20 protein-coding genes and 1 pseudogene are annotated in these 23,977 nt (G+C 71.7%); 11 read left to right on the top strand and 10 right to left on the bottom strand.

What is annotated here, in order from left to right; translation table 11 throughout:
• Window positions 1–112: 112 nt before the first annotated feature.
• A complete protein-coding gene (yaaA, locus tag NYP07_RS05255; protein WP_268148169.1) occupies window positions 113–886 on the top strand; it encodes a peroxide stress protein YaaA in 774 nt (257 codons plus the stop codon).
• 270 nt (window positions 887–1,156) lie between these two features.
• Entirely contained in the window at window positions 1,157–1,999 is an 843-nt protein-coding gene (locus NYP07_RS05250; RefSeq protein WP_268148167.1) for a 2OG-Fe(II) oxygenase, read from the top strand.
• Window positions 2,000–2,012: 13 nt separating this feature from the next.
• Here NYP07_RS05250 and NYP07_RS05245 read toward each other — a convergent pair whose 3' ends face one another.
• Window positions 2,013–2,972 carry a DUF3667 domain-containing protein gene (locus NYP07_RS05245; protein ID WP_268148165.1) on the bottom strand — a complete coding sequence of 320 codons (960 nt, stop codon included), beginning with the start codon at window positions 2,970–2,972 and terminating at the stop codon, window positions 2,013–2,015.
• Window positions 2,973–3,042: 70 nt separating this feature from the next.
• Window positions 3,043–3,597 (bottom strand): annotated as a pseudogene (locus tag NYP07_RS05240) (helix-turn-helix transcriptional regulator).
• Window positions 3,598–3,681: 84 nt separating this feature from the next.
• Here NYP07_RS05240 and NYP07_RS05235 point away from each other — a divergent pair.
• The 4 genes from NYP07_RS05235 (at window position 3,682) to NYP07_RS05220 (ending at window position 8,210) form a co-directional block, all read left to right on the top strand.
• Window positions 3,682–4,389: a CoA transferase subunit A gene (locus NYP07_RS05235; protein ID WP_268148163.1), complete on the top strand. Its 708-nt coding sequence runs from the start codon at window positions 3,682–3,684 to the stop codon at window positions 4,387–4,389.
• Window positions 4,390–4,392: 3 nt separating this feature from the next.
• Window positions 4,393–5,031 carry a 3-oxoacid CoA-transferase subunit B gene (locus NYP07_RS05230; RefSeq protein WP_268148161.1) on the top strand — a complete coding sequence of 213 codons (639 nt, stop codon included), beginning with the start codon at window positions 4,393–4,395 and terminating at the stop codon, window positions 5,029–5,031.
• A gap of 105 nt (window positions 5,032–5,136) precedes the next feature.
• A complete protein-coding gene (locus NYP07_RS05225; protein ID WP_268148159.1) occupies window positions 5,137–6,822 on the top strand; it encodes a DUF1800 domain-containing protein in 1,686 nt (561 codons plus the stop codon).
• Between the two features lie 8 nt (window positions 6,823–6,830).
• The gene (locus NYP07_RS05220; protein ID WP_268148157.1) at window positions 6,831–8,210 is read left to right on the top strand and encodes a DUF1501 domain-containing protein; all 1,380 of its coding nucleotides are present in this window, start codon (window positions 6,831–6,833) and stop codon (window positions 8,208–8,210) included.
• Between the two features lie 16 nt (window positions 8,211–8,226).
• Here the strand turns inward: NYP07_RS05220 and NYP07_RS05215 are convergent, their stop codons facing one another.
• On the bottom strand, window positions 8,227–9,111 hold the full coding sequence (locus NYP07_RS05215) for an AEC family transporter (protein ID WP_268148155.1): 885 nt from the start codon (window positions 9,109–9,111) through the stop codon (window positions 8,227–8,229).
• Between the two features lie 99 nt (window positions 9,112–9,210).
• Here NYP07_RS05215 and NYP07_RS05210 point away from each other — a divergent pair, with 99 nt between their 5' ends.
• Complete coding sequence (locus NYP07_RS05210) at window positions 9,211–10,974, top strand: gamma-glutamyltransferase family protein (RefSeq protein WP_268148153.1); 1,764 nt, start codon at window positions 9,211–9,213, stop codon at window positions 10,972–10,974.
• Window positions 10,975–10,989: 15 nt separating this feature from the next.
• Here NYP07_RS05210 and NYP07_RS05205 read toward each other — a convergent pair whose 3' ends face one another.
• A complete protein-coding gene (locus NYP07_RS05205) occupies window positions 10,990–11,481 on the bottom strand; it encodes a disulfide bond formation protein B (RefSeq protein ID WP_268148151.1) in 492 nt (163 codons plus the stop codon).
• On the bottom strand, window positions 11,481–11,945 hold the full coding sequence (locus NYP07_RS05200) for a RidA family protein (RefSeq protein ID WP_268148149.1): 465 nt from the start codon (window positions 11,943–11,945) through the stop codon (window positions 11,481–11,483). Before NYP07_RS05200 ends, NYP07_RS05205 begins: the two co-directional genes overlap by 1 nt.
• Window positions 11,946–12,045: 100 nt before the next feature.
• Between NYP07_RS05200 and NYP07_RS05195 the strand changes: the two genes are divergently transcribed.
• On the top strand, window positions 12,046–14,442 hold the full coding sequence (locus NYP07_RS05195; protein ID WP_268148147.1) for a DNA internalization-related competence protein ComEC/Rec2: 2,397 nt from the start codon (window positions 12,046–12,048) through the stop codon (window positions 14,440–14,442).
• A 317-nt stretch (window positions 14,443–14,759) separates the two neighbouring features.
• Window positions 14,760–15,335: a type 1 glutamine amidotransferase family protein gene (locus NYP07_RS05190; RefSeq protein WP_268148145.1), complete on the top strand. Its 576-nt coding sequence runs from the start codon at window positions 14,760–14,762 to the stop codon at window positions 15,333–15,335.
• An 81-nt stretch (window positions 15,336–15,416) separates the two neighbouring features.
• Here NYP07_RS05190 and mltB read toward each other — a convergent pair whose 3' ends face one another.
• From mltB to NYP07_RS05170, 4 genes are all read right to left on the bottom strand, one after another.
• Window positions 15,417–16,511, bottom strand: coding sequence for a lytic murein transglycosylase B (mltB, locus tag NYP07_RS05185; RefSeq protein WP_268148143.1), 1,095 nt, complete (start codon window positions 16,509–16,511; stop codon window positions 15,417–15,419).
• Window positions 16,508–18,529: a transglutaminase TgpA family protein gene (locus NYP07_RS05180; protein WP_268148141.1), complete on the bottom strand. Its 2,022-nt coding sequence runs from the start codon at window positions 18,527–18,529 to the stop codon at window positions 16,508–16,510. Before NYP07_RS05180 ends, mltB begins: the two co-directional genes overlap by 4 nt.
• Window positions 18,526–19,503, bottom strand: coding sequence for a DUF58 domain-containing protein (locus tag NYP07_RS05175; protein ID WP_268148139.1), 978 nt, complete (start codon window positions 19,501–19,503; stop codon window positions 18,526–18,528). The genes NYP07_RS05180 and NYP07_RS05175 overlap by 4 nt, the downstream gene beginning before the upstream one ends.
• Window positions 19,504–19,606: 103 nt before the next feature.
• On the bottom strand, window positions 19,607–20,539 hold the full coding sequence (locus NYP07_RS05170; protein WP_268148137.1) for an AAA family ATPase: 933 nt from the start codon (window positions 20,537–20,539) through the stop codon (window positions 19,607–19,609).
• Window positions 20,540–20,570: 31 nt separating this feature from the next.
• Between NYP07_RS05170 and NYP07_RS05165 the strand changes: the two genes are divergently transcribed.
• Both NYP07_RS05165 and NYP07_RS05160 read left to right on the top strand, forming a co-directional pair.
• The gene (locus tag NYP07_RS05165; RefSeq protein ID WP_268148135.1) at window positions 20,571–21,506 is read left to right on the top strand and encodes a histone deacetylase family protein; all 936 of its coding nucleotides are present in this window, start codon (window positions 20,571–20,573) and stop codon (window positions 21,504–21,506) included.
• 62 nt (window positions 21,507–21,568) lie between these two features.
• A complete protein-coding gene (locus NYP07_RS05160; RefSeq protein ID WP_268148133.1) occupies window positions 21,569–22,846 on the top strand; it encodes a mechanosensitive ion channel family protein in 1,278 nt (425 codons plus the stop codon).
• 112 nt (window positions 22,847–22,958) lie between these two features.
• Here the strand turns inward: NYP07_RS05160 and ahr are convergent, their stop codons facing one another.
• Complete coding sequence (gene ahr / locus NYP07_RS05155) at window positions 22,959–23,975, bottom strand: NADPH-dependent aldehyde reductase Ahr (protein WP_268148131.1); 1,017 nt, start codon at window positions 23,973–23,975, stop codon at window positions 22,959–22,961.
• Window positions 23,976–23,977: the final 2 nt, after the last annotated feature.

The following is a 23,977-nucleotide window of genomic DNA, read 5'->3' as shown; positions in this document are numbered from 1 at the left end:
GCGCGGGATCCGTCGCTCGCCCCCGTGATGGCCGCCATGGCGGGCATGGGGCTGTCCGAGTGGCTGGAGCGGCGGGCTGGCCGACACTGAGCCTGGGCCAAAATCCGCGCCCATGCTGTTGCTGCTCTCGCCCGCCAAGTCGCTCGACTACGACACCCCGACGCCGCCCGAACTGGCCGATGCGCTGACCCGGCCGCAGTTTCTCGACGACACCGCCGCGCTGATCGACCTCCTGCGCACGCGCAGCGTCGCCGACGTGCGGGCGCTGATGGACCTGTCCGAGCCGCTGGCCCGGCTCAACGTCGAGCGCTACGCCGCCTGGCGCCCGCGCTTCACCGACAGGAACAGCAAGCCGGCCGTGCTGGCCTTCAACGGCGACGTCTACGACGGCCTGGACGCGAAGACGCTGAGCGGCGACGACATCGCCTGGGCGCAGCGGCATCTGCGCATGCTGTCGGGCCTGTACGGCATCCTGCGCCCGCTGGACCGCATGCAGCCCTATCGCCTGGAGATGGGCACGCGGCTGGCCAACCCGCGCGGCGCCAGCCTCTACGACTACTGGGGCGACCGCCTGGCCCTGCACCTGAACAAGCTCGCCAGGGGCGAGCAGGCGCCGGTCATCGTCAACCTGGCGTCGCAGGAGTATTTCCGCGCCGCGGACCGCAAGGCCCTGAAGCCGAGGGTCGTCGACTGCCAGTTCGAGGACTGGAAGAACGGCGAGTACAAGATCATCAGCTTCTTCGCCAAGCGGGCCCGCGGGCTGATGGCGCGCTACGCGATCCAGCAACGCCTTGAAACGCCCGAAGGGCTCAAGGCCTTCGATCTGGACGGGTATCGTCTGGCCCCCGAGGTCTCCGCCGCCGACCGACTCGTCTTCCGTCGGTAGGAGGCTGTCGGGCTTGGGGTCGGGTGCGCGTTGGGCCTGCCAGGGGGCTGAGGCTAGGCGACGACGACGCTGCGGGCTCGCGCCCGCGAGGAGGAGCAACAACGCCTCAGCCCCCTGGCAGGCCCAACCCGAAGGGCCGAGGCGATTTGCGGGGCAATTCGTCGTTGCCGGCTCGTTGTTGGAGAGAATCCAACGCCTCGCCGGCGCCTGGCCTTGCCCCGCAACTCGCCTCGGCGCGCACCCGACCCCAAGCCCGACAGCCTCCTATCCATGAGCCAGCAAGTCATCACCCCCGAACTCTGTGAGTGGATCACCGAGCAGAGCCGCGTCGGCCATGCGTCCGAGAACATCCTGGCCGCGATGCTGGGCAGCGGCTGGGACGAGACCATCGCCCGTCAGGCGCTGGCGCGCACGCTGGGCCAGTCGGCCACGCTGACCGCGCCGCCGGACGCGACGCCGGGCCTGCCCGAGCCCGACCTGAGCCGCTTCGAGCCCGTCATCGATGCCGGCGACCGCCAGGTCAAGGTCGTCATGGCGCTGCGCCAGCCGCGCGTCATCGTCTTCGGCGACCTGCTGAGCGAGGAGGAATGCGACGGCATCGTCGCCCTCGCCGGCAGGCGCCTGGCGCGCTCCGAGACCGTGGCCACTGGCGCCGAGGGCAGCGAGGTGAACGCCGCGCGCACCAGCGACGGCATGTTCTTCGAGCGTGGCGAGACCGAGCTCATCCAGCGCGTCGAGGCCCGCATCGCGACGCTGCTGCGCTGGCCGCTCGAGAACGGCGAGGGCCTGCAGGTGCTGCGCTACCGCCCCGGGGCCGAATACCAGCCGCACTACGACTACTTCGACCCCGGCCACGTCGGCACGCCGGGCATCCTCAAGCGCGGCGGCCAGCGCGTCGGCACGCTGGTCGTCTACCTGAACACGCCGGTGGCCGGCGGCGCGACGATCTTCCCGGACATCGGCCTGGACGTCGCGCCGGTCAAGGGCAATGCGGTGTTCTTCAGCTACGACCGGCCGCACGCGTCCACGCAGACCCTGCACGGCGGCTCGCCCGTCATCGAGGGCGAGAAGTGGGTGGCGACCAAGTGGCTGCGCCAGGGCGTGTTCACCTGAGTACCGCGGCGGCTCAGGCCGTCATGGCGATGGTGGCCATCAGGCCCAGCGCGACGAGGCCCAGCAGCACGAAGTAGCCGACACTCAGCAGCAGGCCGCGCCAGATCGCGCCGAACCAGCCCAGGCCGTAGACGCGGCGCATCGCGAGCAGGCCATGGCCGAAGACGGCCAGGCTCATCAGGCCTTCGAGGTCGGTCACGGTGGCCACCAGCAGGGCCAGGAACCACAGGCTGTGGCTGTGCAGCGAGAAGACGAAGTGCTCGGCGTAGCGGCGCCCGCTGCCGGCAAACATCGCCAGCAGCAGGGCGGCGAACACCGGCTGCATGGCCAGCATGCCGTAGGGCGCCAAGGCCCGCATCCGCGTCATGAACTGCTCGCGCGTCATCGACTCCAGCCGGCCGATCAGGCGATTGAGCCAGCGTTCGCTGCGGGCGCAGTTTGCGGCCTGCGCCTGCGTGCAGCCTTCGATCCTGGCGCTCAGGGACGGCTTGTCGGCATCGGCCGCGCTGGCGCCGCGCGACAGCGCCTCGGCCATCGCAGCGGCCGAGGCCGGCGACATGTCGGGCCTGACCTTCACCCGCACCGCCTTGTCCGCCGCCGCCGGCTGCTGGACGGCGGCCTTGTCCGGCTCCGGTTCGGGCTCTTCGTGCGACAGCAGATGCGAGCCGACGAAGAACAGGAAGCTCGCACTCAGATAGACCCGCAGCGGCAGCACATAGCGGCGCCGCTGGCCGTGGAAATAGGCGTCCGTCAGCTGGCCGGGCAGGCAGACCAGGGCCCACAGCGTGCGCCACAGCGGGCCGTCGAAGGCGACGTAATGGCCCAGGTACTCGGTGAACATCTCGCGCAACGAGGGCGGATGCAGGTCGGTCTCCTGGCCGCAGTGGCCGCAGTAGACGGGCCGCGGCGTCGCCAGCGTGTAGTGGCAGTTGCGGCAGTAGGGCAGCTCGGGGGCGTGTGCGGCTTGGTTCATTGGTGCACCCTTCGCGCTACGCGCTGTCCCGCCAAGCGGGAATGAGCCGCTTCGGGCGGCCGTGCGTGGCTCATGCGCTCAACAGTTTGTGGATCAGCTCGGGCGTGCTGGCCGCCGCGTATTTCTTCATCAGCCGGCCGCGGTAGATGTCCACCGTGCGCGGGCTCACGCCCAGGCGCCGGCCGATGAGCTTGCTGGTCTGGCCCTCGACGAGCAGGGCGGCGATCTCGCGCTCGCGCGGCGTCAGGTCGGCCGTGATCTGGCGCCGGGCCGATAGGTCCTCGAAGCTCCAGATGCCGCGGGCATGCGGGTCGGCCGGGTCCAGCGCACGGCCGGTGACGTGGCACCAGAACGGCTCGCCGCTGCCGAGCCGCCGCATGACGCGGTCGTCGGCATAGTGGCCCAGGGTGTCCAGGCTGGCGACGATGCGCTCGCCGGTGCGTTCGAACTCGGCCGCGCTCGGGTACATGACGGCGAAGCTCTGGCCCACGAGCTGCTCGCGCGCCGCGCCGAAGATCTGCAGCACGCGCTCGTTGCAGTCGACGATCTGGCGATGCGCCTACAGCACCAGGCCGATCGGCGCCAGCTGGAAGGCGCTGCGGTAGTCGGGGGCGGCGGGTTCCACTTAGGCGATCTTGCGTAATCGACGGCTGAGGGCGGGCGATAGTACCCTTGCGGACGTTGTCAAAACTGCCAGGAGGCCAGTGGCATGAACAAGGTGTACCCGAGCGCCGAGGAGGCGTTGCGCGGCGTCGTGCAGGACGGGCAGATGCTGGCCGTCGGCGGCTTCGGCCTGTGCGGCATTCCCGAGGCGCTGATCGCCGCGCTGCGCGACAGCGGCGTCAAGGACCTGACGGTCATCTCCAACAACGCCGGCGTCGACGGCTTCGGCCTCGGCCAGCTGCTGACCACGCGCCAGATCCGCAAGATGATCTCCAGCTATGTCGGCGAGAACAAGGAGTTCGAGCGCCAATACCTGGCCGGCGAGCTGGAGCTGGAATTCACGCCCCAGGGCACGCTGGCCGAGAAGCTGCGTGCCGGCGGCGCCGGCATCCCGGCCTTCTTCGTGCGCACCGGCGTCGGCACGCTGATCGCCGAGGGCAAGGAGGCGCGCGAGTTCGACGGCCACACCTACATCCTCGAGAAGGCGTTGGTGCCCGACGTGGCGCTGGTCAAGGCCTACAAGGCCGACAAGAGCGGCAACCTCGTGTTCCGCCGCACGGCGCGCAACTTCAACCCGGCCGCGGCGATGGCCGGCAGGCTGACCGTCGTCGAGGTCGAGCAGCTCGTCGAGACCGGCGACATCGACCCGGACGCCGTCCACCTGCCGGGCATCTATGTGCACCGCATCGTCGTCAATGCGCATCCCGAGAAGCGCATCGAGAAAATCACCCTCTCTTCGAAGAAGGAGGCCTGAGCCATGGCCTGGACCCAAGACCAGATGGCCGCGCGCGCGGCCCGGGAGCTGGAGGACGGCTTCTACGTGAACCTCGGCATCGGCATCCCGACGCTGGTGGCCAACCATGTGCCGGCGGACAAGGAGGTCTGGCTGCAGAGCGAGAACGGCATGCTCGGCATCGGCCCCTTCCCGACCGAGGACGAGGTCGACGCCGACCTCATCAACGCCGGCAAGCAGACGGTCACGACGCTGCCCGGTTCCAGCATCTTCGGCAGCCACGACAGCTTCGCGATGATCCGCGCCGGCAAGATCAACCTCAGCATCCTCGGCGCGATGCAGGTCAGCGCCCAGGGCGACCTGGCCAACTGGATGATCCCGGGCAAGATGGTCAAGGGCATGGGTGGCGCGATGGACCTCGTCGCCGGCGTCAAGCGCGTCATCGTGCTGATGGAGCATGTCGCCAGGAAGAAGGACGGCAGCGAGGACCTGAAGATCATCCCCAGCTGCACGCTGCCGCTGACCGGCGTCGGCGTGGTCGACCGCATCATCACGGACCTGGGCGTCTTCGACGTGGTGCCGGAAGGCATCAAGCTCGTCGAGCTGGCCGAGGGCGTCACGCGCGAACAGGCGCAGAGCAAGACCGGCGTTCCTTTGCTCTGAGGTAAAGCTCACGGCTTCCCCCCAATTCTTGGACCTCGACGGGTCGGCGCAAGCCGGCCCGTTTGCGTTAGGCGACGATCACGCCCACAACGAGCGAGGATCCCCATGCGCACACCGCCACCGCCCGAAGTCGAAACCATCGCCGCGGCTCCCGCGGCAGACCCCGGCCTGAGCTCCGGCCCGCTTGCGGCGGCCGCAGCCACCGCGCTGCTGGCGGCCTGCGGCGGCGGCGGGAGCGCCGGCACGCCGACGCCTTCGCCGCCACCGCCGCCCGCCATCGGCGATGCCGATGCGTCGCGTTTCCTCGCCCAGGCCGGCTTCTCGGCCAGCAGCGCCGACATCGCCACCGTCAAGGCCAATGGCTATTCGGCCTGGCTGGACGCGCAGTTCGCGCTGCCGGTCGCCAACGGCCACTTCGACTGGATGGTGGCCAACGGCTATGCCGTCGACACCCACCGCAACGACTTCGGCGGCGCCGACAACACGCTGTGGCGCAAGCTGATGTCGTCGCCCGACCCGCTGCGCCAGCGCGTCGTGCTCGCGCTCAGCGAGATCTTCGTCATCTCGATGGCCGGCCTGCCGGTGTCCTGGCGCGGCTTCGCGGTGGCGGCCTACGTGGACATGCTGGAGCAGCGCGCCTTCGGCAACTACCGCGACCTGCTGGAGGCGGTCTCGCTGTCCTGTGGCATGGGCGTCTACCTGAGCATGCGCGGCAACCAGAAGGGCGACCCCAAGACGGGCCGCCAGCCCGACGAGAACTACGCCCGCGAGGTCATGCAACTGCTCAGCATCGGCCTGTATCAGCTGAATGCCGATGGCAGCCCCAAGCTCGACGCCAACGGCAAGCCGCAGGAAACCTACGGCCAGACCGACATCACCAACCTGGCCCAGATCCTGACGGGCTGGGATTTTGACGGCGCCAGCACGACCGACCCGAGCTTCATGAAGAAGCCCATGGTCAACAACGCGGCGCGCTTCACGCCCGGCCCGAAGAAGGTGCTGAACGTCGACGTGCCGGCCAGCGCCGACGGCCCGGGCGCGCTGAAGATCGTGCTGGACACGCTGGCCGGGCACCCCAACGTCGGGCCCTTCCTGAGCCGCCAGCTCATCCAGCGCCTCGTCGCCAGCAACCCGAGCCCCGCCTATGTGGCCCGCGTCGCCGCGGTCTGGGCCGACAACGGCGCCGGCGTGCGCGGCGACCTGAAGGCCGTCATCCGCGCCATCCTGCTCGACGCCGAGGCGCGCAGCGCCTCCGGCGCGCCCGGAGCCGGCAAGCTGCGCGAGCCGCTGCAGCGCTTCATCCAGTGGGGCCGGACCTTCGGCGTCGCGTCGCCGAGCGGGCAATGGGCCATCGGCGACACGACCAACCCGGCCACCCGCCTCGGCCAGAGCCCGCTGCGCAGCCCCTCGGTCTTCAACTTCTTCCGCCCCGGCTATGTGCCGCCCAACTCGGTGCTCGGCACGAACTCGGTCACGGCGCCCGAGTTCCAGCTCTGCAACGAGAGCACGGTGGCCGGCTACCTGAACTTCCTGCAGACCGCGATCGCCGGCGGCATCGGCGACCTCAAGGCCGCCTACACGGCCGAACTCGCGCTGTCGTCCGACGCGGTCGCTCTGGTCGCCGACCTGGCGCTGCGCCTCGGCGGCGGCGGCATCTCGGCCGCGACGCAGGCGACGATCTCGACCGCCGTCGCGACGATCTCGGCGTCCACGGACGCCGGCAAGCTCAACCGCGTGCAGGCCGCCATCCTGATGCTGATGGCCTGCCCCGAATACCAAGTGCAGAAATGAGGCCGGCGATGAAGCTCAATCGACTCCCCGAACTGCAGCGCCGCGAATTCCTGCGCCGCACCTCGGCCCTCGGCCTGGCCGGCACGGCCGCGCCCTGGGCGCTGTCGCTGGCCGGCATCGGCGAGGCCGCCGCGGCCGCGGCGCCGACCGACTACAAGGCCCTGGTCTGCGTCTTCCTCTACGGCGGCAACGACTACGGCAACACGCTGGTGCCCTACGACCAGCCCAGCTACGACGCCTACGCCGCGATCCGCCAGGCGCTGGCCACGCCGCGCGACCAGCTCGCCGCGACGGCGCTCGGCCTCAGCGTCGGCGCCCGGCAGATGGCGCTCGCGCCCCAGCTCGGCAAGCTCAAGGGCCTGTGGGACGCTGGTCAGCTCGGCGTCCAGCTCAATGTCGGCACGCTGGTCCAGCCGACGACGCTGGCCCAGTACAAGGCCCAGAGCGTGCCGCTGCCGCCCAAGCTGTTCTCGCACAACGACCAGCAGTCCGTCTGGCAGAGCAGCTCGCCCGAGGGCGCGACGACGGGCTGGGGCGGCCGCATGGGCGACCTCTTCCTCGGCAGCAACGGCACGTCCACCTTCACCTGCATCAACGCCTCGGGCAATGCCGTTTTCATGTCCGGCAAGCAGGCGGTGCAGTACCAGGTGTCCACCGCCGGCGCGGTGCCCATCAACGCCGTCACGAAGCCGCTGTACGGCTCGCAGGCCTGCGCCGACGCGCTGCGCGGCCTCATCACGGCCCAGCGCAGCCACTGGATGGAGTCCGAGCTCAACCGCGTCGTGTCCCGCTCGATCGACGCGCAGAGCGTCCTCGGCGCGGCCCTCGCGTCGCTGCCGGCGCTGCAGACCCCGTTCGACGCGGCGAGCAGCCTGTCCAAACAGCTGCAGATAGTGGCCAAGCTCATCGCCGCGCGCCAGGCGCTCGGCGCGACGCGCCAGGTCTTCTTCGTGTCGATCGGCGGCTTCGACCTGCACGACTTCCTCGTCACCCAGCACCCGGGCCTGCTGACGGCCGTCAACGACGCGCTGGCCAGCTTCTACGCGGCCACCGTCGAGCTCGGCGTCGCCAACCAGGTCACGACCTTCACCGCCAGCGACTTCGGCCGCACGCTGGCGAGCAACGGCGACGGCTCCGACCACGGCTGGGGCAGCCACCATTTCGTGCTCGGCGGCGCCGTGAAGGGCGGCAAGTTCTGGGGCACGCTGCCCTCGGTCAGCGTCAACGGCCCCGACGACGTCGGCCAAGGCCGGCTGCTGCCGACGACGGGCGTCGACCAGCTCGGCGCGACGCTCGCGACCTGGATGGGCGTCGGCGCGACCGACCTGCCCGGCGTCTTGCCGCAGATCGTCAACTACACGCAGCGCAACATGGGCTACTTCGGCTGAGACCTTGAACAGGTTCTCAAGCCGGCGCACGCAGCCACAGCAGCGCCGTCGCGAACACCGCGATGGCGGCCAAGCTGAGGCCGGTGCCCGCGGCGATGGCCGACGCCGAGCGGCCGGTGCGCAGGTAGTGCGTTTCCAGCACGACGATGTTGGCCGCGGGCGGCAGCAGCGCCATCAGGTAGAGCGCATCGCGGTTCTGCACCACCAGCGCCAGCTCCTGCAGCCGCGCGAAGGCGACGAAGGCGGTGACGCTCAGGGCCACGGCCGCTGCACGCGTGGCCATGGTGACCAGCGCGTCGCGCAGGTCCCGCGCGCGCAAGGGTGTCTGCGCCAGCCAGATGCCCAGGATGGCCATGCCCAGGAAGCTCATCAGGAACTTGGCCGCCCCATACACCGGCTGCAGCGGCGGCGTCAGCATGGCTGCGAACGGGTGCAGCGCCAGCCCCAGCAGCAGTGCCCACACGGGCGGCGCCTTCAGCATCTGGCGCCATGGCGCGGGGCCGGTGCCGCTCATCAGGCCTGCGCCTATAGAGTTGCCGAACAGTGAGCTGCCGACGTAGGCCGCGACGAACACCGTGGCCGCCCCGTCGCCGAACAGGCTGCTGGCCACCGGCAGGCCGAGCCAGCCGATGTTCAGGTAGCAGAAGCACAGGTTGCGCACCGGGTCGCGCGTGAAGCTTCGCGACAGCGCGAGCAGCGCCGCCATCGTTGCGGCCACCCAGGCGATGACGGCGAACAGGTCGGCCCGCGCGGTGGCGATGTTGTAGACGATGACGAACGGGATCACGACCCTCGCCAGCAGCGCAGATGCGCGGCCCTTGACGTCGATGGGAGAACGGCCCAGTGCCAGGCCGGTGCCCAGGTAGAGAAGCGGTGCGAACAGCGACAAGGACAGGGGCATCGGGGCGTTACTTCGCGGGCAGACGGCGCGCAGTATGGCTGCGTGCCGCGACCGGCTCGCGGCCGGTGCCGCGGCGGTACCGGCTTATAAGATGAAGCGATGCATTCTCGTTTCCCTGCCCTCCCGCTGCTGCTCGCACTGGCCGCGCCCGCGCTTGCCCTGGACCAGCCCGAGGCCGCCACGTCGCGCACCGCCAAGCCGGCGGGGCTGACGCAGCCGGCCCGGCGCTTCGCCGCCACGGCGGCCAACCCGCTGGCCGTGGATGCGGGCGTCGAGATGCTGCGCGCGGGGGGCTCGGCCGTCGACGCCACCATCGCGATGCAGGCCGTGCTCGGCCTCGTCGAGCCTCAGTCCAGCGGCATCGCCGGCGGCGCCTTCCTGATGCACTGGGATGGCCGCCAGGTGCAGGCCTTCGATGGCCGCGAGACCGCGCCCGCGGCGGCCACGCCCGGGATGTTCCTGAAGCCCGACGGCCAGCCGCTGGGCATGCGCGAGGCCATCCAGAGCGGCCTGTCCACCGGCACGCCCGGCGTGCTGGCCATGCTGGCCGAGGCGCAGCGCCAGCACGGCCGGCTGGCCTGGGCGCGGCTGTTCGAGCCGGCCATCCGCCTGGCCGAGCGGGGCTTCGCGATCAGCCCGCGGCTGCACGAGCTGGTCGGCGGCGAGCCCGCGCTGCGCGACGACCCGCAGGCCCGCGCCTATTTCTTCGACGCCGCGGGCCGGCCCAAGGCCGTCGGCGCCGTGCTGAAGAACCCGGCCTATGCCGCCGTGCTGCGCGGCATCGCGCGCCAGGGCACCAAGGCCTTCTACGAGGGCCCCGTGGCCGAGGACATCGTGCGCCGCGTGCAGGGCCATGCCCGGTCCGGCCTGCTGACGACGGCCGACCTGGCCGGCTACAAGCCCGCCTTGCGCCCGCCGCTGTGCGCCGGCTGGCGTAGTTATCGAGTCTGCGGCTTCGGCCCGCCCAGCTCGGGCCAACTGACGCTGATGCAGATCCTCGGCCTGCTCGACACCCAGCCCGCCGCCGTCGCGGCCAAGGGCATCACGGCCGACTGGATGCATGCCTACTCCGAAGCATCCAAGCTCGCCTTCGCCGACCGCGCCCAGTTCATTGGCGACCCGGCCTTCGTCACGGCGCCCGGCGGCGACTGGCAGAGCCTGCTCGCGCCGGCCTATCTGAAGCAGCGCGGCGCGCTGATCGGCGACCAGGCCATGGCCGCGGCCACGGCGGGCCGTCCCGGCGTCGTCACGCAGGCGCTGGCACCGCAGGCCGAACAGCCCGAGCACGGCACCAGCCAGGTCAGCGTCGTCGACGCCCGGGGCCATGCGGTGTCGATGACGACCAGCATCGAGTCCGCCTTCGGCAGCAAGACGATGAGCGACGGCGGCACCGGGCTGGCCGGCGGTTTCATGCTGAACAACCAGCTGACCGACTTCTCGCTGCGGCCGCTCGGCGCCGACGGCAAGCCCGTGGCCAACCGCGTCGAGCCCGGCAAACGCCCGCGCTCCAGCATGGCGCCCACGCTGGTGTTCGACGCGCAGGGCAAGCTGCTGCTGGTGGGCGGCTCGCCGGGCGGGCCGGTCATCATCCATTACGTCGCCAAGCTGCTGACCGGCACGCTGGCCTGGGGCCTGCCGGTGCAGCAGGCGGTGGACCTGCCCAATTTCGGCGACTTCAACTCGGGCCGGCTGTTCGTCGAGCCGGGCGCGCTGACGGCCGGGCAGGCGGCCGAGCTGCGCGCGCGCGGCCACCAGATCGAGGACACCGAGCTGACCAGCGGCCTGCAGGTGCTGATGCGCGTGCCGGGCGGCTGGGTCGGCGGGACCGACCCGCGCCGGGAAGGCGTCGTCAGGGGCGAGTGAGGGCGGCCGTTGCGTTCAGCGCTTGCCCAGCACCAGCAGGCCCAGCCCACCGAGCCCGACGAACAGCAGGCCGCTCCAGATCTCGTAGGGCAGGCCGATGAAGCGGTAGGCCGCGGCCTCGGAGCAGTTGGCCGTGACCATGAAGACCGAGGGCCAGAGGTCCTCGAGGTTCAGCGCCGTGATGATCTTGTCGGCCAGGCCCATCGCGCAGCTGGCGGTCTGGGACGCCACCTCGTGCTGGAAGACCGCCGCCGTCAGGCCCGCGGCGCACAGCATCAGCACGACGACCAGCGCCGCCTGGCGCAGCGAGCGTCGGGCCTGCACCAGCCAGCCCAGCAGCGAGAACGTGCCGATGGCCAGGAAGATGAGCCGTTGCAGCACGCACCAGGGGCAGGGCTTGACGCCGAACTGGTGCTGGGCCACGAGGGCCACGCCGACGGCGGCGAAGCTCGCCACGGCCATGCCCGCCAGCGCGCGGGCCGGCAGCTTGGAAGGCTGGATGAACATCAGTCGACGATTTCGGCGATCAACTCGATCTCGACGCAGGCGCCCAGCGGGATCTGCGCCACGCCGAAGGCGCTGCGGGCATGCTTGCCGGCGTCGCCCAGCACCTCGGCCAGCAGCTCGGAGCAGCCGTTGGTGACGAGGTGCTGCTCGGTGAAGTCGGGCGTGCTGTTCACGAGGCTCATGACCTTGACGATGCGCACCTTGCCGAGGTCGCCGGCGGCGGCCTGCAGCGTGCCCAGCAGGTCGATGGCGACCGCGCGGGCGGCCTGCTGGCCGGTGGCAGTGTCGACGTTCCTGCCGAGCTGGCCGACCCAGGGCTTGCCGTCCTTCTTGGCGATGTGGCCGGACAGGAACAGCAGCTTGCCCGTGCGCGTGAAGGGCAGGTAGGCGGCGGCGGGGATGGCCAGTGGCGGCAGCGTGATGCCGAGTTCGGCGAGCTTGGCTTGGATGGCGGAGGAGCTCATGGGGGAAGCGCGGTGGCGCGAGAAAAAAACGGCGGCATGCTACACCCCGGGCCCCGACGACGCGGGGCGGGGAGGGACATTGGCGGAGCGGCCCTGGGGCATGCGAGAACTGGTGGCGGCGGGGCTGGCCTGGCTGGCCGGCCTGGCGCTGCTGCACCGCTGCGAGCGTTTGCCCACGGCGGCCGAGTACGCGGCGCTGGCCGCGCTGCTGCTGCTGCTGGGGTTGCTGCGCCGCCGCCACTGGCTGCTGCTGTCGGCCTGCGTCGCCGTGCTGGCCTTCACGCAGGGCGCGCTGCGGGCCGACCTGCGCATGCGGCCGGAACTGCATCCGGCCTGGGAGGCGCGCGACCTCGTGCTCAGCGGCCGGGTCGATTCCCTGCCCATCGCGATCACCGGCCAGGGCGGCGTGCCGGGATGGCGTTTCGAGTTCGCCGTCGAGTCCGTCGGCCCCACCGGCGCGGCCCTGCCGCCCGAGGTGCCGCGCCGGCTGATGCTGCTCGCCTATGACGCGCCGCCCATCACCGCCGGCGAGCGCTGGCGCTTCACGACGCGGCTGAAGCGCGCCCATGGCCTGGCCAACCCCGGCGGCTTCGACGCCGAGCTGTGGCTGTTCGAGCTGGGCCTGCGCGCCAGCGGCACGGTGCGGCCCGGCGGCAGCGAGCGGCTGCAGGCGGCGCCGTGGTGGGAGATCGACGCCGCGCGCCAGCGCCTGCGCACGGCCATCCGCGCGCATGTGGCCGACCCCGGCATGGCCGGCGTGCTGGCCGCGCTGAGCCTGGGCGACCAGAACGCCATCACCCATGCCGACTGGGCGCTGTTCCGCGACACCGCCGTGGCCCATTTGCTGAGCGTGTCGGGCACCCACGTGGCGATGTTCGCGTGGCTGGCCGCCGCCGTCATCGGGCCGCTGTGGCGCCGCAGCCGCCGGCTATGCCTGCGCCTGCCGGCGCCGCTGGCCGCGCGCTGGATCGGCGTCGCCGCGGCGCTGGGCTATGCGCTGTTCTCGGGCTGGGGCGTGCCGGCCCAGCGCACGGTCTGGATGCTGGCGGCCGTGGCCGGCCTGCGGACGCTGGGCCTGCGCTGGCCCTGGCCGCTGGTGCTGCTGGGCGCGGCCGTCGTCGTCACGGCCGTGGACCCCTGGGCGCTGATGCAGCCGGGCTTCTGGCTGTCCTTCGGCGCCGTGGGCCTGCTGATGGCGGCGGGCGGCGAGCGGGCGGCCGGCTGGCGCGAGCACCTGCAGGCCGCGCTGCGCACCCAGGCCATCGCCACGGTGGGCCTGGCGCCGCTGAGCCTGATCTGCTTTGCGCAGCTGTCCGTCGTCGGCCTGCTGGCCAACCTCGTCGCCATCCCGCTCATCAGTTTTGTCATCACGCCGCTGGCCCTGCTCGGCGGCCTGTTCGCGCCGCTGTGGGCGCTGGCCGCGCTGGCGATGCAGGGCCTGATGGCCTGGCTGAAGCTGCTGGTCGCCTGGCCGGCGGCCGTCTGGTGGCTGCCGGCGGCGCCGCTGTGGGCGCAGGGGCTGGCGCTGCTGGGCGCCGTCCTCGTCGTCATGCGCCTGCCGTGGCGGCTGCGCGGGGCCGGCCTCGCGATGATGCTGCCGCTGCTGTGGCCCGCCGTGGCCCGGCCGCCGGCCGGCGAGTTCGAGCTGCTGGCGCCCGACATTGGCCAGGGCAATGCGGTGCTCGTCCGCACCGCGGGCCATGCGCTGCTGTTCGACACCGGCCCGGCCTATTCGCCCGGCGCGGATGCCGGCGAGCGCGTGCTGCTGCCGCTGCTGCGTTCCCTGGGCGTGCAGCGGCTGGACCTGCTGATGCTCAGCCATCGCGACGGCGACCATGTCGGCGGCGCGGCGACGCTGATGCAGGCCCTGCCGGTGGCCGAACTGCGCAGCTCACTGGAGCCCGGGCATGCGCTGCGGCATGCCGGCCCGCCCGCGACGCGCTGCGAGGCCGGCCAGGGCTGGAGCTGGGACGGCGTGCGCTTCGACGTGCTGCACCCCGGGCCGGCCCACTATGCCGCGGCGCTCAGGTCCAACGACCTGTCCTGCGTGCTGCGCATCACGGCGGCCTCGGGGCGGCGCGCGCTGCTGGCGGGCGACCTGGAGGCCGGCCAGGAAAGGCTGCTCGCGCAGCGCGAGCCCGACCTGCACGCCGACGTCTTGCTGGTGCCCCACCACGGCAGCAAGACCTCGTCGAGCGCCGAGTTGCTGGCTGCCGTGCGGCCCGTGACGGGCCTGGTGCAGGCCGGCTACCGCAGCCGCTTCGGCCACCCGGCCCCGCCGGTGCTGGCGCGCTACCAGGCCGCCGGCATCGCGGTGGTGGCCAGCCCGTCCTGCGGCGCCTGGCGCTGGCAGAGCGATGCAGCGCCGCTGGACGCGGTCTGCGAGCGCGACCGCGAGAGGCGCTACTGGCGCGATCGCGGCCTTCCCGTCGACGGGCTTGCGGGGCCGCCGGAGCCCGAGGACCGTCCCGTGGTCGAGGGACTGCCGCCGTTCTGAGGCCGTCCTAAACTGCTCCGGCCCGCTTCGCCCATGCTGGTGCTGATGGGCGGCGGCACCGATGTCGACGATGCCTTCAAGGCGATGATCGCCAAGGCCCGCGGCGGCACGGCGTCCACGGTCGACGTCGTCATCCTGCGCACCTCGGGCTCCGACGGCTACAACGCCTGCCTGATGGCGATGAACGGCGTCGACTCGGTCGAATCCATCGTCATCAAGACCCGCGCCGGCGCCAGCGCCCCGGAGGTGCTGGGCCTGGTCAACCGCGCCGACGTGCTCTTCATCGCCGGCGGCGACCAGTCCACCTACATCGCCGAATGGGCCGGCACGCCGCCGTCGCGCGCAACGTGCCCTTTGGCGGCACCAGCGCGGGCCTGGCGGTGCTGGGCCAGTTCGACTACGCGGCGTTCTACGAGTCCGTCACGTCCACCGACGCGATGGCCAATCCCTACGACCGCAACGTCACGCTGGACCGCAGCCTGCTGAACGCGCTGCCCAATATGGCCGGCGTCATCACCGACACCCATCTCGTCACGCGCGACCGCATGGGGCGGCTCGTGACCTTCATGGGCCGCCTCGTGGCCGACGGTTGGGCGTCCAACGCGGCCGTGCGCGGCATCGGCCTGAACGAGCAGACGGCCGTCGTCATCGAAAACGGCGTCGGCACCGTGGTGGGCAACCCGGACGGTGCCGGCGGCCGCACCGGCCAGGCCTATTTCCTGCAGTCGCCCGTGGCTCCCATCGCCGTGAAGAGCAAGACGCCGTTGACCTATCGCGGCCTGCAGGTCGAGAAGCGCGTGGCCGGCGGCAGCTACGACCTCGTTCATTGGCCGACCATTGCGCCCTATTCGATTTCGGTCGAGTCGGGCGTGCTGACGTCCAACCCCTATTGATACGGCTTCGCAATCAAAGCGCTAACTGCGTTGCTTCGCCTTGCCGTGCCAGAGCACTGTCTGCGGCTTCGCGCCTTGTTATCACTTTGATTGCAAACCCGTATGAGGCGCCGACGCGGCCCGTGTGGCAGCGCGGGCGCGGGCAACGGCCTGCCCCAGCTCGATGACGGCCATCGCGTAATAGGCCGACCAGTTGTAGCGCGTGACGACCCAGAAGTTCCCGGTGCCCAGCAGCACCGTGGGCGGCTTCTGCGGGCCGTTCTGCAGCTCGATGACGGCCAGCTTGCCCGCGTACTCGCGGGCCGCCTCCGAGGGCTCGGCGCCGGCCTCGACCAGCTCGGCCGCCGTGAAATGGGGCTTGATGTCGGGCGCCAGCAGCCGGCGGCGCGTGATCGGGTCGGCCGGCAGCCTGACGCTGTAGTGCGTGGTCTCGCCGGGCTTCCAGCCGTACTCGGACAGGTAGTGGGCGACGCTGCCGATGGCGTCCACCGGGCTGTTGATGAGGTCGATGCGGCCGTCGCCGTCGAAATCCACCGCATGCTGGCGCCAGCTGCCGGGCATGAACTGCGGCCAGCCCAGCGCGCCCGCATAGCTGCCGCGCACCTCGCCAGCATCCAGGCCGTTCTCGCGGCAGAGCTTCAGGAATTCGGCCAGCTCGTTGCGGAAGAAGGCCTGGCGCTCGGCCGCGCGCGGGTGCTCGGCGGGGAAGTCGAAGGCCAGCGTGGCCAGCGCGTCCAGCACCTTGAAGCCGCCGGTGATGCGGCCGTAGAAGGTCTCCACGCCGAGGATGCCGACGACGATCTCGGCCGGCACGCCGTACTGGCTCTCGGCGCGCGCCAGCGCCGCCTCGTTGCCGGCCCAGAAGGCCAGGCCGGCGTCCAGCCGCTTCGGCTCGATGAAGCGCTCGCGGTAGGCGGCCCAGTTCTTGGCCGTGCCCACGGCCGCGGGCAGGATCAACTGGCGGACCTTGGGCAGGTCCAGCGCGCCGCCCAGTTGCTCGCGCAGCGCGGCGGCGTCCCAGCCCTGGGCGGCGGCGAGTTCGTCGGCGAAGGCGACGACGGCGGGGCGCAGGCCCAGCGGCCGGGGCGGTGGTTCGGGCCTGGCGTGGCGGGGCTTGGCCTGGACGGCGGTGGCCAGCAGCAGGCCGGCGAGCAGGAGCAGGGAGCGGGACTTCACGCCCGCAGCATACGGGCCGCGGCGACGAAGTCGCGCCAGGCGGGCGCCGCGGCATCGGCCGCATAACGCGAGCGCTCCAGCCTCTCCAGCCATTGCGCGGCGGGCTCGGCCTGCGGGCCGAGCTGCCGGCGCAGCGCGCGCGCCCAGGCGGCCGGGCTCTCGTGGGCGGGCGCGCTGGCGCCGGCGCGGGCCAGCAGCGCGGCGATGCGCGCGCGCTGGCGGCTCCAGGCGTCGTGCGGGCGGCTGCTCCAGCGTATCCAGGCGCCCGAGGCCAGGGCCAGCACGAGGATGACGCCGGCCAGGGCCTGGCCGAGGGCGGCCCAGTCGGGCTGCTCGAAGCCCAGCTTCCTCAGCAGGTCGAACTGGTTGCTGCGCGAGTAGTTCAGCACCAGCTGCTGCCAGCGGTTGTTGACGGCCTCCCAGCCGTTGCGCATCGCGCGCCACAGCGTCGGGTTCAATTGGCCGATGACGCCCGGCTGCGGCTGCAGCGCCAGGCCCTGGATGACGCGGTTGGGCGCGACCGCGGCCGTGGGGTCGCTGCGCAGCCAGCCGCGGCCTTCGGCCCAGAACTCGGCCCAGGCGTGGGCGTTGGCGTTGCGCACGACGAAGTAGCCGTCCTGGGGCTCGGCGTCCCAGCCCTGGAAGCCGGTGACGATGCGCGCCGGCACGCCCATGGCGCGCATGACGACGACGAAGGCCGATGCGAAGTGCTCGCAGAAGCCCAGGCGCCGGTCCAGCCAGAACTCGTCGATGACGTCGGGCGACTGCTCGCCATAGCGGCCGGGCGACAGCGTGTAGAGGTAGTCGTTGCCGCGCACATGGTCGAGCACGGCGGCGGCCAGGGCCTCGGCGCGCGGGCCGGGCGCCAGGCCGGCGAAGCGCGGCTGCGCGGCCAGCTCGTGCGCCCAGGCGAGGGTGCGCGGGTTGCGGCCGGGCGGCAGCTCGGTGTCCAGCGCCAGCTGCAGCCGGTTGCGCTGCAGGCCGGCCTGCCAGCTCGCAAACGCCGTGGCCGGCAGCCGCAGCCTTTCGGTGACGGGGCGGGGCGACTGCCATTGCAGCTCAGGGCCGCGCGTGACGCTCAGGTCCGTCAGCGCCAGCTCGGTGCCGACGGCGCCGGGGCTCATCTCCAGCAGCGGCAGCACGGAAATGCGCAGCGGCTCCAGCGTCATCTCGTAGCGCAGCAGGGGGCCGGTGGCGGCGATGTCGTCGCGGCCGCGCAGCCAGCTCTGGGTGCCGCGCGGGTCGGGCGTGCGCCAGGTCTTGCCGTCGAAGCGGGTCAGCACCGGGCCGCGGAAATAGCGCCGGTCGGGCGGCGGCGGCGCACCGTCGAACTTCAGCCGCATCGCGATGCCGTCGTCGTCGGCGATCTCGTTCATCGCGCCGAACTCCAGCTGGTTGGAAAGGCCGGTGCGGCCGATGGCCTCGGTCGGCACGCCCCACAGCGGCGCGATGCGCGGGAACAGCACGAAGAGCAGCACCATGACCGGCAGGCCCAGGGCCGTCGTGCCGGCCGCGCGCCGGGCGGCGATGGCGATGCTCGGGAGGCCCGAGGGCATCTGCGCCAGCACGACGGCCGCGAGCAGGCCCCACAGCGCGAGCAGCGACCAGGCCGCCGTCAGCAGCGACTGCGAGTACAGGAACTGCGTCAGCACCAGGAAGAAGCCGAGGAAGAACACGACGAAGGCGTCGCGGCGCGCACGCAGCTCCAGCGTCTTCAGCGCCATCAGCACGGTCAGCAGCGTGATGCCGGCCTCGCGGCCGATCAGCGTGCGAAAGCTCAGCCAGGTCAGCGTTGCGCAGGCCGCGACGACGACGAGCAGCCACCAGCGGCTGGGCAGCGGGCGCTGGCGCCAGGCGAGCTGGCCGCGCCACAGCAGCATCAGGCCGGCCAGGGCCGTGGCCCAGGGCGGCAGATGGCCGGCATGCGGCAGCAGCACGGCGGCGATGACGCCGAGCAGGAAGAAGCTGTCGCGCGCGTCGCGCGGCAGGCGGCTCCACCAGGCCGACAGCGCGGTCATCCGCCGAACCCCGCGAGCAGTTCCAGGCAGGACTGCCGGTGGGCCGCGCCCAGCGACGGCGCGAGCTCGCGGCCGGCCAGGCGCAGGCCATAGGGCTGGCCCAGGCGCTCGGCGGCCAGCACCCAGGCGGCCAGGCGCGACAGCCGGGCCTCGACGTCGCGGCCGGCGGTGTCGCGCCAGTCCAGCCACAGCTCGCGCGCCAGCGGCGCCTCGGTCTCGCGCACCCACAGCGGCAGGCCCTGGTCCAGCGCGAGGGCGGACTTGCGCCACAGGATCTGCTTCACGGCATCGCCGCGGCGGTAGCTGCGCACGCCGGAGAAGTCGGTGCCGCTCGGGGTCTGGCGCGTTGATGCGGCCTCGCCGCCGCCGGCCTCGGCCTGGGCGGGGAAGGGCGCCGGCACGTCCTCGGCGCGCGGGTAGACCCAGACCCGGCTCGCCGGCCGCCAGTAGCTCCAGGCGCGGAAGAAGCCGAGCGGGAAGCGCGTCGTGACGATGAGGCGGGGCAGCTCGCGCAGGCCGCGCCGGTTCGCCGGCAGGCGCAGGCCCAGCACCGCATGGCCGAGGGCCGGCACGTCGACCCAGGCCGGCTCGGTGAGGCCATCGTCGAGCTGGGCGCTGACGGCGATGCCGAAGCGCGCGCTGCCCGGGTTGTGCAGGCGCAGCTCCAGCGCGTACTCCTGGCCCAGGTGCACGCCCTCGGGCGCGCGCAGGTCCATCTGCAGGCCGCGCAGGTTGGCATGCGTCGTGTGCATGGAGGCCAGGCCCGCACCGGTCAGCGCGAAGGTCAGCGCATAGCCCAGGCTGAGCTGCTCGTTGATGGAGGCCAGCAGCAGCACGCCCAGCGTGCCGCAGAAGGCCATGCCGGCCAGCGTGGGCACGATGTACACATTGCGCTGCGTCGTGCGGTGGGTGTCGGCCCGCGGCTGGCGGGCCTGCCACCAGGCCTGCCAGCGGGCGCGTATGAAGGAACTCACCGCAGAGGCCAAAGAAATGCAACCACAGAGGCACGGAGGCACAGAGACGCCGCCAACTGAATTTCCTCCGTGTCTCCGTGCCTCTGTGTTTGCATTTTTTCTTTCATGGCAGCGGTATCGCCTCGATCATCGCCCGCACCTGCTCGCGCGCGCCGCGGCCGGCGCCGGCGCGGGGCTGCAGGCGGTGGGCGATGGTCTGCGGCAGGATGGCCTGCAGGTCGTCGGGGGAAACGTAGTCGCGCCCCTGCAGCAGGGCCCGCGCGCGCGACGCCCGCAGCACGGCCAGGCCGGCGCGCGGCGACAGGCCCTCGACGAACCACTGCCCCGAGCGCGTCGCGGCGATCAGGGCCTGCAGATAGTCCAGCAGCGGCGGCGCGGCGTGGATGGCGCGCGCGGCGGCCTGGGCGGCGATCAGCTCGGCCGGCGTCATCAGCGGCTGCAGCGCGCGCAGCAGCTCGCGGCTGTCCTGGCCCATCAGCAGCTCGCGCTCGGCGGCGGCATCGGGGTAGCCCAGCGAGATGCACATCAGGAAGCGGTCCAGCTGCGACTCGGGCAGCGGGAAGGTGCCGAGCTGCTCGCTGGGGTTCTGCGTCGCGATGACGAAGAAGGGCTCGGGCAGCGGGTGGCTGACGCCCTCGATGCTGACCTGGTGCTCCTCCATCGCCTCCAGCAGCGCGCTCTGCGTCTTGGGGCCGGCGCGGTTGATCTCGTCGGCCAGCAGCACCTGCGCGAACACCGGGCCGGGGTGGAAGGCGAAGCCCTGGCGTTCGCGCTCGTAGACGGACACGCCGAGCAGGTCGCTGGGCAGCAGGTCGGCCGTGAACTGCAGGCGCGAGAACTTCAGGCCGAGGGAGATGGCCAGCGCATGGGCCAGCGTGGTCTTGCCGACGCCGGGCAGGTCCTCGATCAGCAGGTGGCCGCCGGCCATCAGGCAGGCCAGGGAATCGGCGATCTGTGCCGGCTTGCCCTTGATGACCGTGCTAATCTGGTTTTGCAGCGCCAGCAGTTGCGTTGTCAGCGTTCGTGGTTGCGTCATGAGGCTGGACCATAGCAAGAGACAACGGCAGATGCCCACCGCGTACTTCAACCCCCCCGCCTGCCGCCGCCACGACATGGGCGATGGCCATCCCGAGTGCCCCGAGCGGCTCGCCGCCATCGACGACTGGCTGATCGCCTCGGGGCTGGGCCAGGCCCTCGAACATTTCGACGCCGGCCCGGTGGACCTGAAGGATGTCGAGCTCGCCCACACCCACGGCTATGTCGCCGAGATCGGCGCGCGGCTGCGCGAATGCGCCGAGACCGGCGGGCGCTGCGCGGTGGACCCGGACACCTCGGCCAATGCCCACACCTGGGCCGCGGCGCTGGCCGCCGCGGGCGCGGCCGTGCGTGCGACCGACGTCGTCATCGACGGCCGCGCCGACAACGCCTTCTGCGCGGTGCGCCCGCCCGGCCACCATGCCACGCGCGACCAGAGCATGGGCTTCTGCTTCTTCAACAACGTGGCCATCGCGGCCCGGCATGCGCTGGACGTGCGCGGCCTCAAGCGCGTCGCCATTGCCGACTTCGACGTCCACCACGGCAACGGCACCGAGGACATCATCGCGGGCGACGACCGCGTGCTGATGGTCAGCCTGTTCCAGGACCCGCTGTACCCCTACTGCGGCGCCGTGCCCAAGGGCACCAACATGGTCAACGTGCCCGTGCCGCCCTACACGCGCGGCGGCGACGTGCGCGAGATCGTCGAGGCCATGTGGCTGCCGGCGCTGGAGCGCTTCCAGCCGCAGATGATCTTCGTCTCCGCCGGCTTCGACGCGCACCGCGACGACGATCTCGGCCAGCTCGGCCTCGTCGAGGCCGACTACGAATGGATCACGCTCAGGCTCAAGGCCGTGGCCGAACGCTATGCGCACGGCCGCATCGTGTCGGTGCTTGAGGGTGGCTATAACCTGCATGCGCTGTCGCGCAGCGTGGCCGTCCACCTGCGCGCCCTTGCCGATTTGTGACCTTTGCGGGACAGACCGCCCGAACGAAGCGAGCAGCTCTGTCCCCAACTGACTAGAACTCCATGCACCAACCTCTGAGCCTGAACGAACTGCAGGCCCTGCTCGGCCGCGCCTTCAGCGTGGCTGCGCTGGGCGAATGGATGCTGCTGCTGGCCAGCCTGCTGCTGGCCGGCCTGGTCAGCGCCGTGCTGTCCCGCGCGAGCGAGCGCCGCCACCTGAGCGTGCTGTTCGGCGCGCGCATCATCGACGGCGCGCTGTTCCCGCTGCTGGCGCTCGCCTTCGCGATGGCCGCGCGCGGGCTGCTGCCGCTGTGGAATCTGCCGCCGGCGCTGTTCCGGCTGGCGCTGCCGCTGCTGGTGTCGCTGGCGGCCATCCGCCTCGTCGCCCGCGTGCTGGCCGCCGCCTGGCCCAGCTCGACCTTCATCAAGGGCGTCGAGAGGCTGGGCTCCTGGCTGGTCTGGATCGGCGCCGTGCTGTGGATCACCGGCCTGTGGCCGGTGATGATGGACGCGCTGGACGACATCGGCTGGAAGGTCGGCAACGTCCACCTGACGCTGCGCAACATGATCGAAGGCGGCCTCACCGCCGCCCTCGTGCTGGTGCTGGCCTTGTGGGCCTCGTCCGCCATCGAGGCCCAGCTGCTGCGGCGCGAGTCGCTGGACCTGTCCATGCGCAAGATCGCGGCCAACGCGATCCGCGCGCTGCTGCTCTTCATCGGCCTGCTGTTCGCGCTGTCGGCGGCGGGCATCGACCTGACGGCCCTGGGCGTGCTGGGCGGCGCGCTCGGCGTGGGCCTGGGCTTCGGCCTGCAGAAGCTGGCGGCCAACTATGTGTCGGGCTTCGTCATCCTGGCCGAGCGCTCGCTGCGCATCGGCGACATGGTCAAGGTGGACGGCTTCGAGGGCCGCGTCACCGACATCAAGACGCGCTACACGGTGATCCGCTCGCTGGGCGGCAAGGAGGCCATCGTCCCCAACGAGAACCTGATCACGCAGCGCGTCGAGAACTCATCTCTGGCCGACCCGCGGGTGCTGCTCTCCACCCTCGTGCAGGTCAGCTACGGCTGCGACGTGGACGCCGTCATCGCCGCGCTGGCAGCTGCCACCAAGGATGTGCCGCGCGTGCTCGCCGACCCGGGGCCGTCCGTGCAGCTCAGCCAGTTCGCCGCCGACGGGCTGGAGCTGACCGTCTACTTCTGGATCTCGGACCCCGAGAACGGCAGCGGCGGCGTGCGCTCGGACGTCAACCTGGCCATCCTGCGCACGCTGAAGGGCCTGGGTGTGGAGATTCCCTACCCGCAGCGGGTCGTGCATCACGCCGGGCCGCCGTCGGCAGCCTGAGCCGGCACATACGGGTTCGCAATCGAAGTGATCACGAGGCGCGAAGCCGCAGACAGTGCTTGAGCACGGCAAGGCGAAGCAACGCAGTGAGCGCTTTGATTGCGAAGCCGTATCAGAAATCCGCGTCCAGCACGACGCGGTAGCGCGCCTTGCCCGAGCGCAGGTGGTCCAGCGCGTCGTTGACGCGGCCCATCGCGAAGCGCTCCACCTGCGGCAGGATCTGGTGGCGGGCCGCGAAGTCCAGCATGGTCCTCAACACCGCAGGTGGCGGCGTGGGCGAGGCGGACAGGCTTTTCTGCCAGCCCAGCAGCCCGCCGCTCTTCAGGCTCAACGCGTCGGTGACGACGCCGACGAGGTGCATGCGGCCCTTGGGCGCCAACGTGGCCAGCAGCGCATCCCAGTTCAGCGTGCTGCCTACGGTGATGAGCAGGAAGTCCAGGCTGGCGGCGGCGGCCTTCAGCTCGGCCTTGTCGACGCTGGACACGGTCCGGTGCGCGCCCAGTGCCAGCGCCTCGTCGCGCTTCGACGGCGAGGACGTGAAGGCCGTGACCTCGCAGCCCCAGGCGCGCGCGAACTTGACGGCCATGTGGCCGAGGCCGCCGATGCCGACGACGCCGACGCGGTCGGTCGGCTTGATGGCATGCAGCACGAAGGGCAGGAAGACCGTGCCGCCGCCGCACATCAGCGGACCGGCCGCGGCCGGGTCGAGGGACTCGGGCAGCGGGATGGCCCAGGACCAATGTGCGCGCAGCCGGTCCGCAAAGCCGCCGTGGCGGCCGATCAGCGTCGCCTGGCGCTTGGCGCAGAGATGCTGCTCGCCGCCGAGGCAGAAGTTGCAGTGCGTGCAGCTGCCGGCATGCCAGCCCACGCCGACGCGCTGGCCGATGCGGCGGCCCTTGGCATGCGGGCCCAGGGCCGTGATGCGGCCGACGACCTCGTGGCCGGGCACGACGGGGTAGCTGGCCGGGAACCACTCGCTGTCGATCATGGCGAGGTCGGAGTGGCAGATGCCGCAGTGCTCGACCGTGATCTCGACATCCTCGTCGCCCAGCGGGCCGGGGTCGTAGTCGAAGCGCTGCAGCGGGCCGCCGGCCGTGTGGGCGGCGTAGGCGCGGATGTTGTTGCTCATGG

Origin of the sequence: Pelomonas aquatica, from assembly GCF_026712205.1 — a bacterium.
Taxonomy (GTDB): Bacteria; Pseudomonadota; Gammaproteobacteria; order Burkholderiales; family Burkholderiaceae_C; genus Pelomonas; species Pelomonas aquatica.
This window is presented reverse-complemented; position numbering and strand designations above follow the sequence as displayed.

Excerpts from the sequence above, each read along its gene's own strand:
- yaaA (WP_268148169.1), top strand. The coding sequence starts at position 113 with ATGCTGTTGCTGCTCTCGCCCGCCAAGTCGCTCGACTACGACACCCCG.
- NYP07_RS05250 (WP_268148167.1), top strand. The coding sequence starts at position 1,157 with ATGAGCCAGCAAGTCATCACCCCCGAACTCTGTGAGTGGATCACCGAG.
- NYP07_RS05245 (WP_268148165.1), bottom strand. The coding sequence starts at position 2,972 with ATGAACCAAGCCGCACACGCCCCCGAGCTGCCCTACTGCCGCAACTGC.
- NYP07_RS05235 (WP_268148163.1), top strand. The coding sequence starts at position 3,682 with ATGAACAAGGTGTACCCGAGCGCCGAGGAGGCGTTGCGCGGCGTCGTG.
- NYP07_RS05230 (WP_268148161.1), top strand. The coding sequence starts at position 4,393 with ATGGCCTGGACCCAAGACCAGATGGCCGCGCGCGCGGCCCGGGAGCTG.
- NYP07_RS05225 (WP_268148159.1), top strand. The coding sequence starts at position 5,137 with ATGCGCACACCGCCACCGCCCGAAGTCGAAACCATCGCCGCGGCTCCC.
- NYP07_RS05220 (WP_268148157.1), top strand. The coding sequence starts at position 6,831 with ATGAAGCTCAATCGACTCCCCGAACTGCAGCGCCGCGAATTCCTGCGC.
- NYP07_RS05215 (WP_268148155.1), bottom strand. The coding sequence starts at position 9,111 with ATGCCCCTGTCCTTGTCGCTGTTCGCACCGCTTCTCTACCTGGGCACC.
- NYP07_RS05210 (WP_268148153.1), top strand. The coding sequence starts at position 9,211 with ATGCATTCTCGTTTCCCTGCCCTCCCGCTGCTGCTCGCACTGGCCGCG.
- NYP07_RS05205 (WP_268148151.1), bottom strand. The coding sequence starts at position 11,481 with ATGTTCATCCAGCCTTCCAAGCTGCCGGCCCGCGCGCTGGCGGGCATG.
- NYP07_RS05200 (WP_268148149.1), bottom strand. The coding sequence starts at position 11,945 with ATGAGCTCCTCCGCCATCCAAGCCAAGCTCGCCGAACTCGGCATCACG.
- NYP07_RS05195 (WP_268148147.1), top strand. The coding sequence starts at position 12,046 with ATGCGAGAACTGGTGGCGGCGGGGCTGGCCTGGCTGGCCGGCCTGGCG.
- NYP07_RS05190 (WP_268148145.1), top strand. The coding sequence starts at position 14,760 with ATGGGCCGGCACGCCGCCGTCGCGCGCAACGTGCCCTTTGGCGGCACC.
- NYP07_RS05180 (WP_268148141.1), bottom strand. The coding sequence starts at position 18,529 with ATGACCGCGCTGTCGGCCTGGTGGAGCCGCCTGCCGCGCGACGCGCGC.
- NYP07_RS05170 (WP_268148137.1), bottom strand. The coding sequence starts at position 20,539 with ATGACGCAACCACGAACGCTGACAACGCAACTGCTGGCGCTGCAAAAC.
- NYP07_RS05165 (WP_268148135.1), top strand. The coding sequence starts at position 20,571 with ATGCCCACCGCGTACTTCAACCCCCCCGCCTGCCGCCGCCACGACATG.
- NYP07_RS05160 (WP_268148133.1), top strand. The coding sequence starts at position 21,569 with ATGCACCAACCTCTGAGCCTGAACGAACTGCAGGCCCTGCTCGGCCGC.
- ahr (WP_268148131.1), bottom strand. The coding sequence starts at position 23,975 with ATGAGCAACAACATCCGCGCCTACGCCGCCCACACGGCCGGCGGCCCG.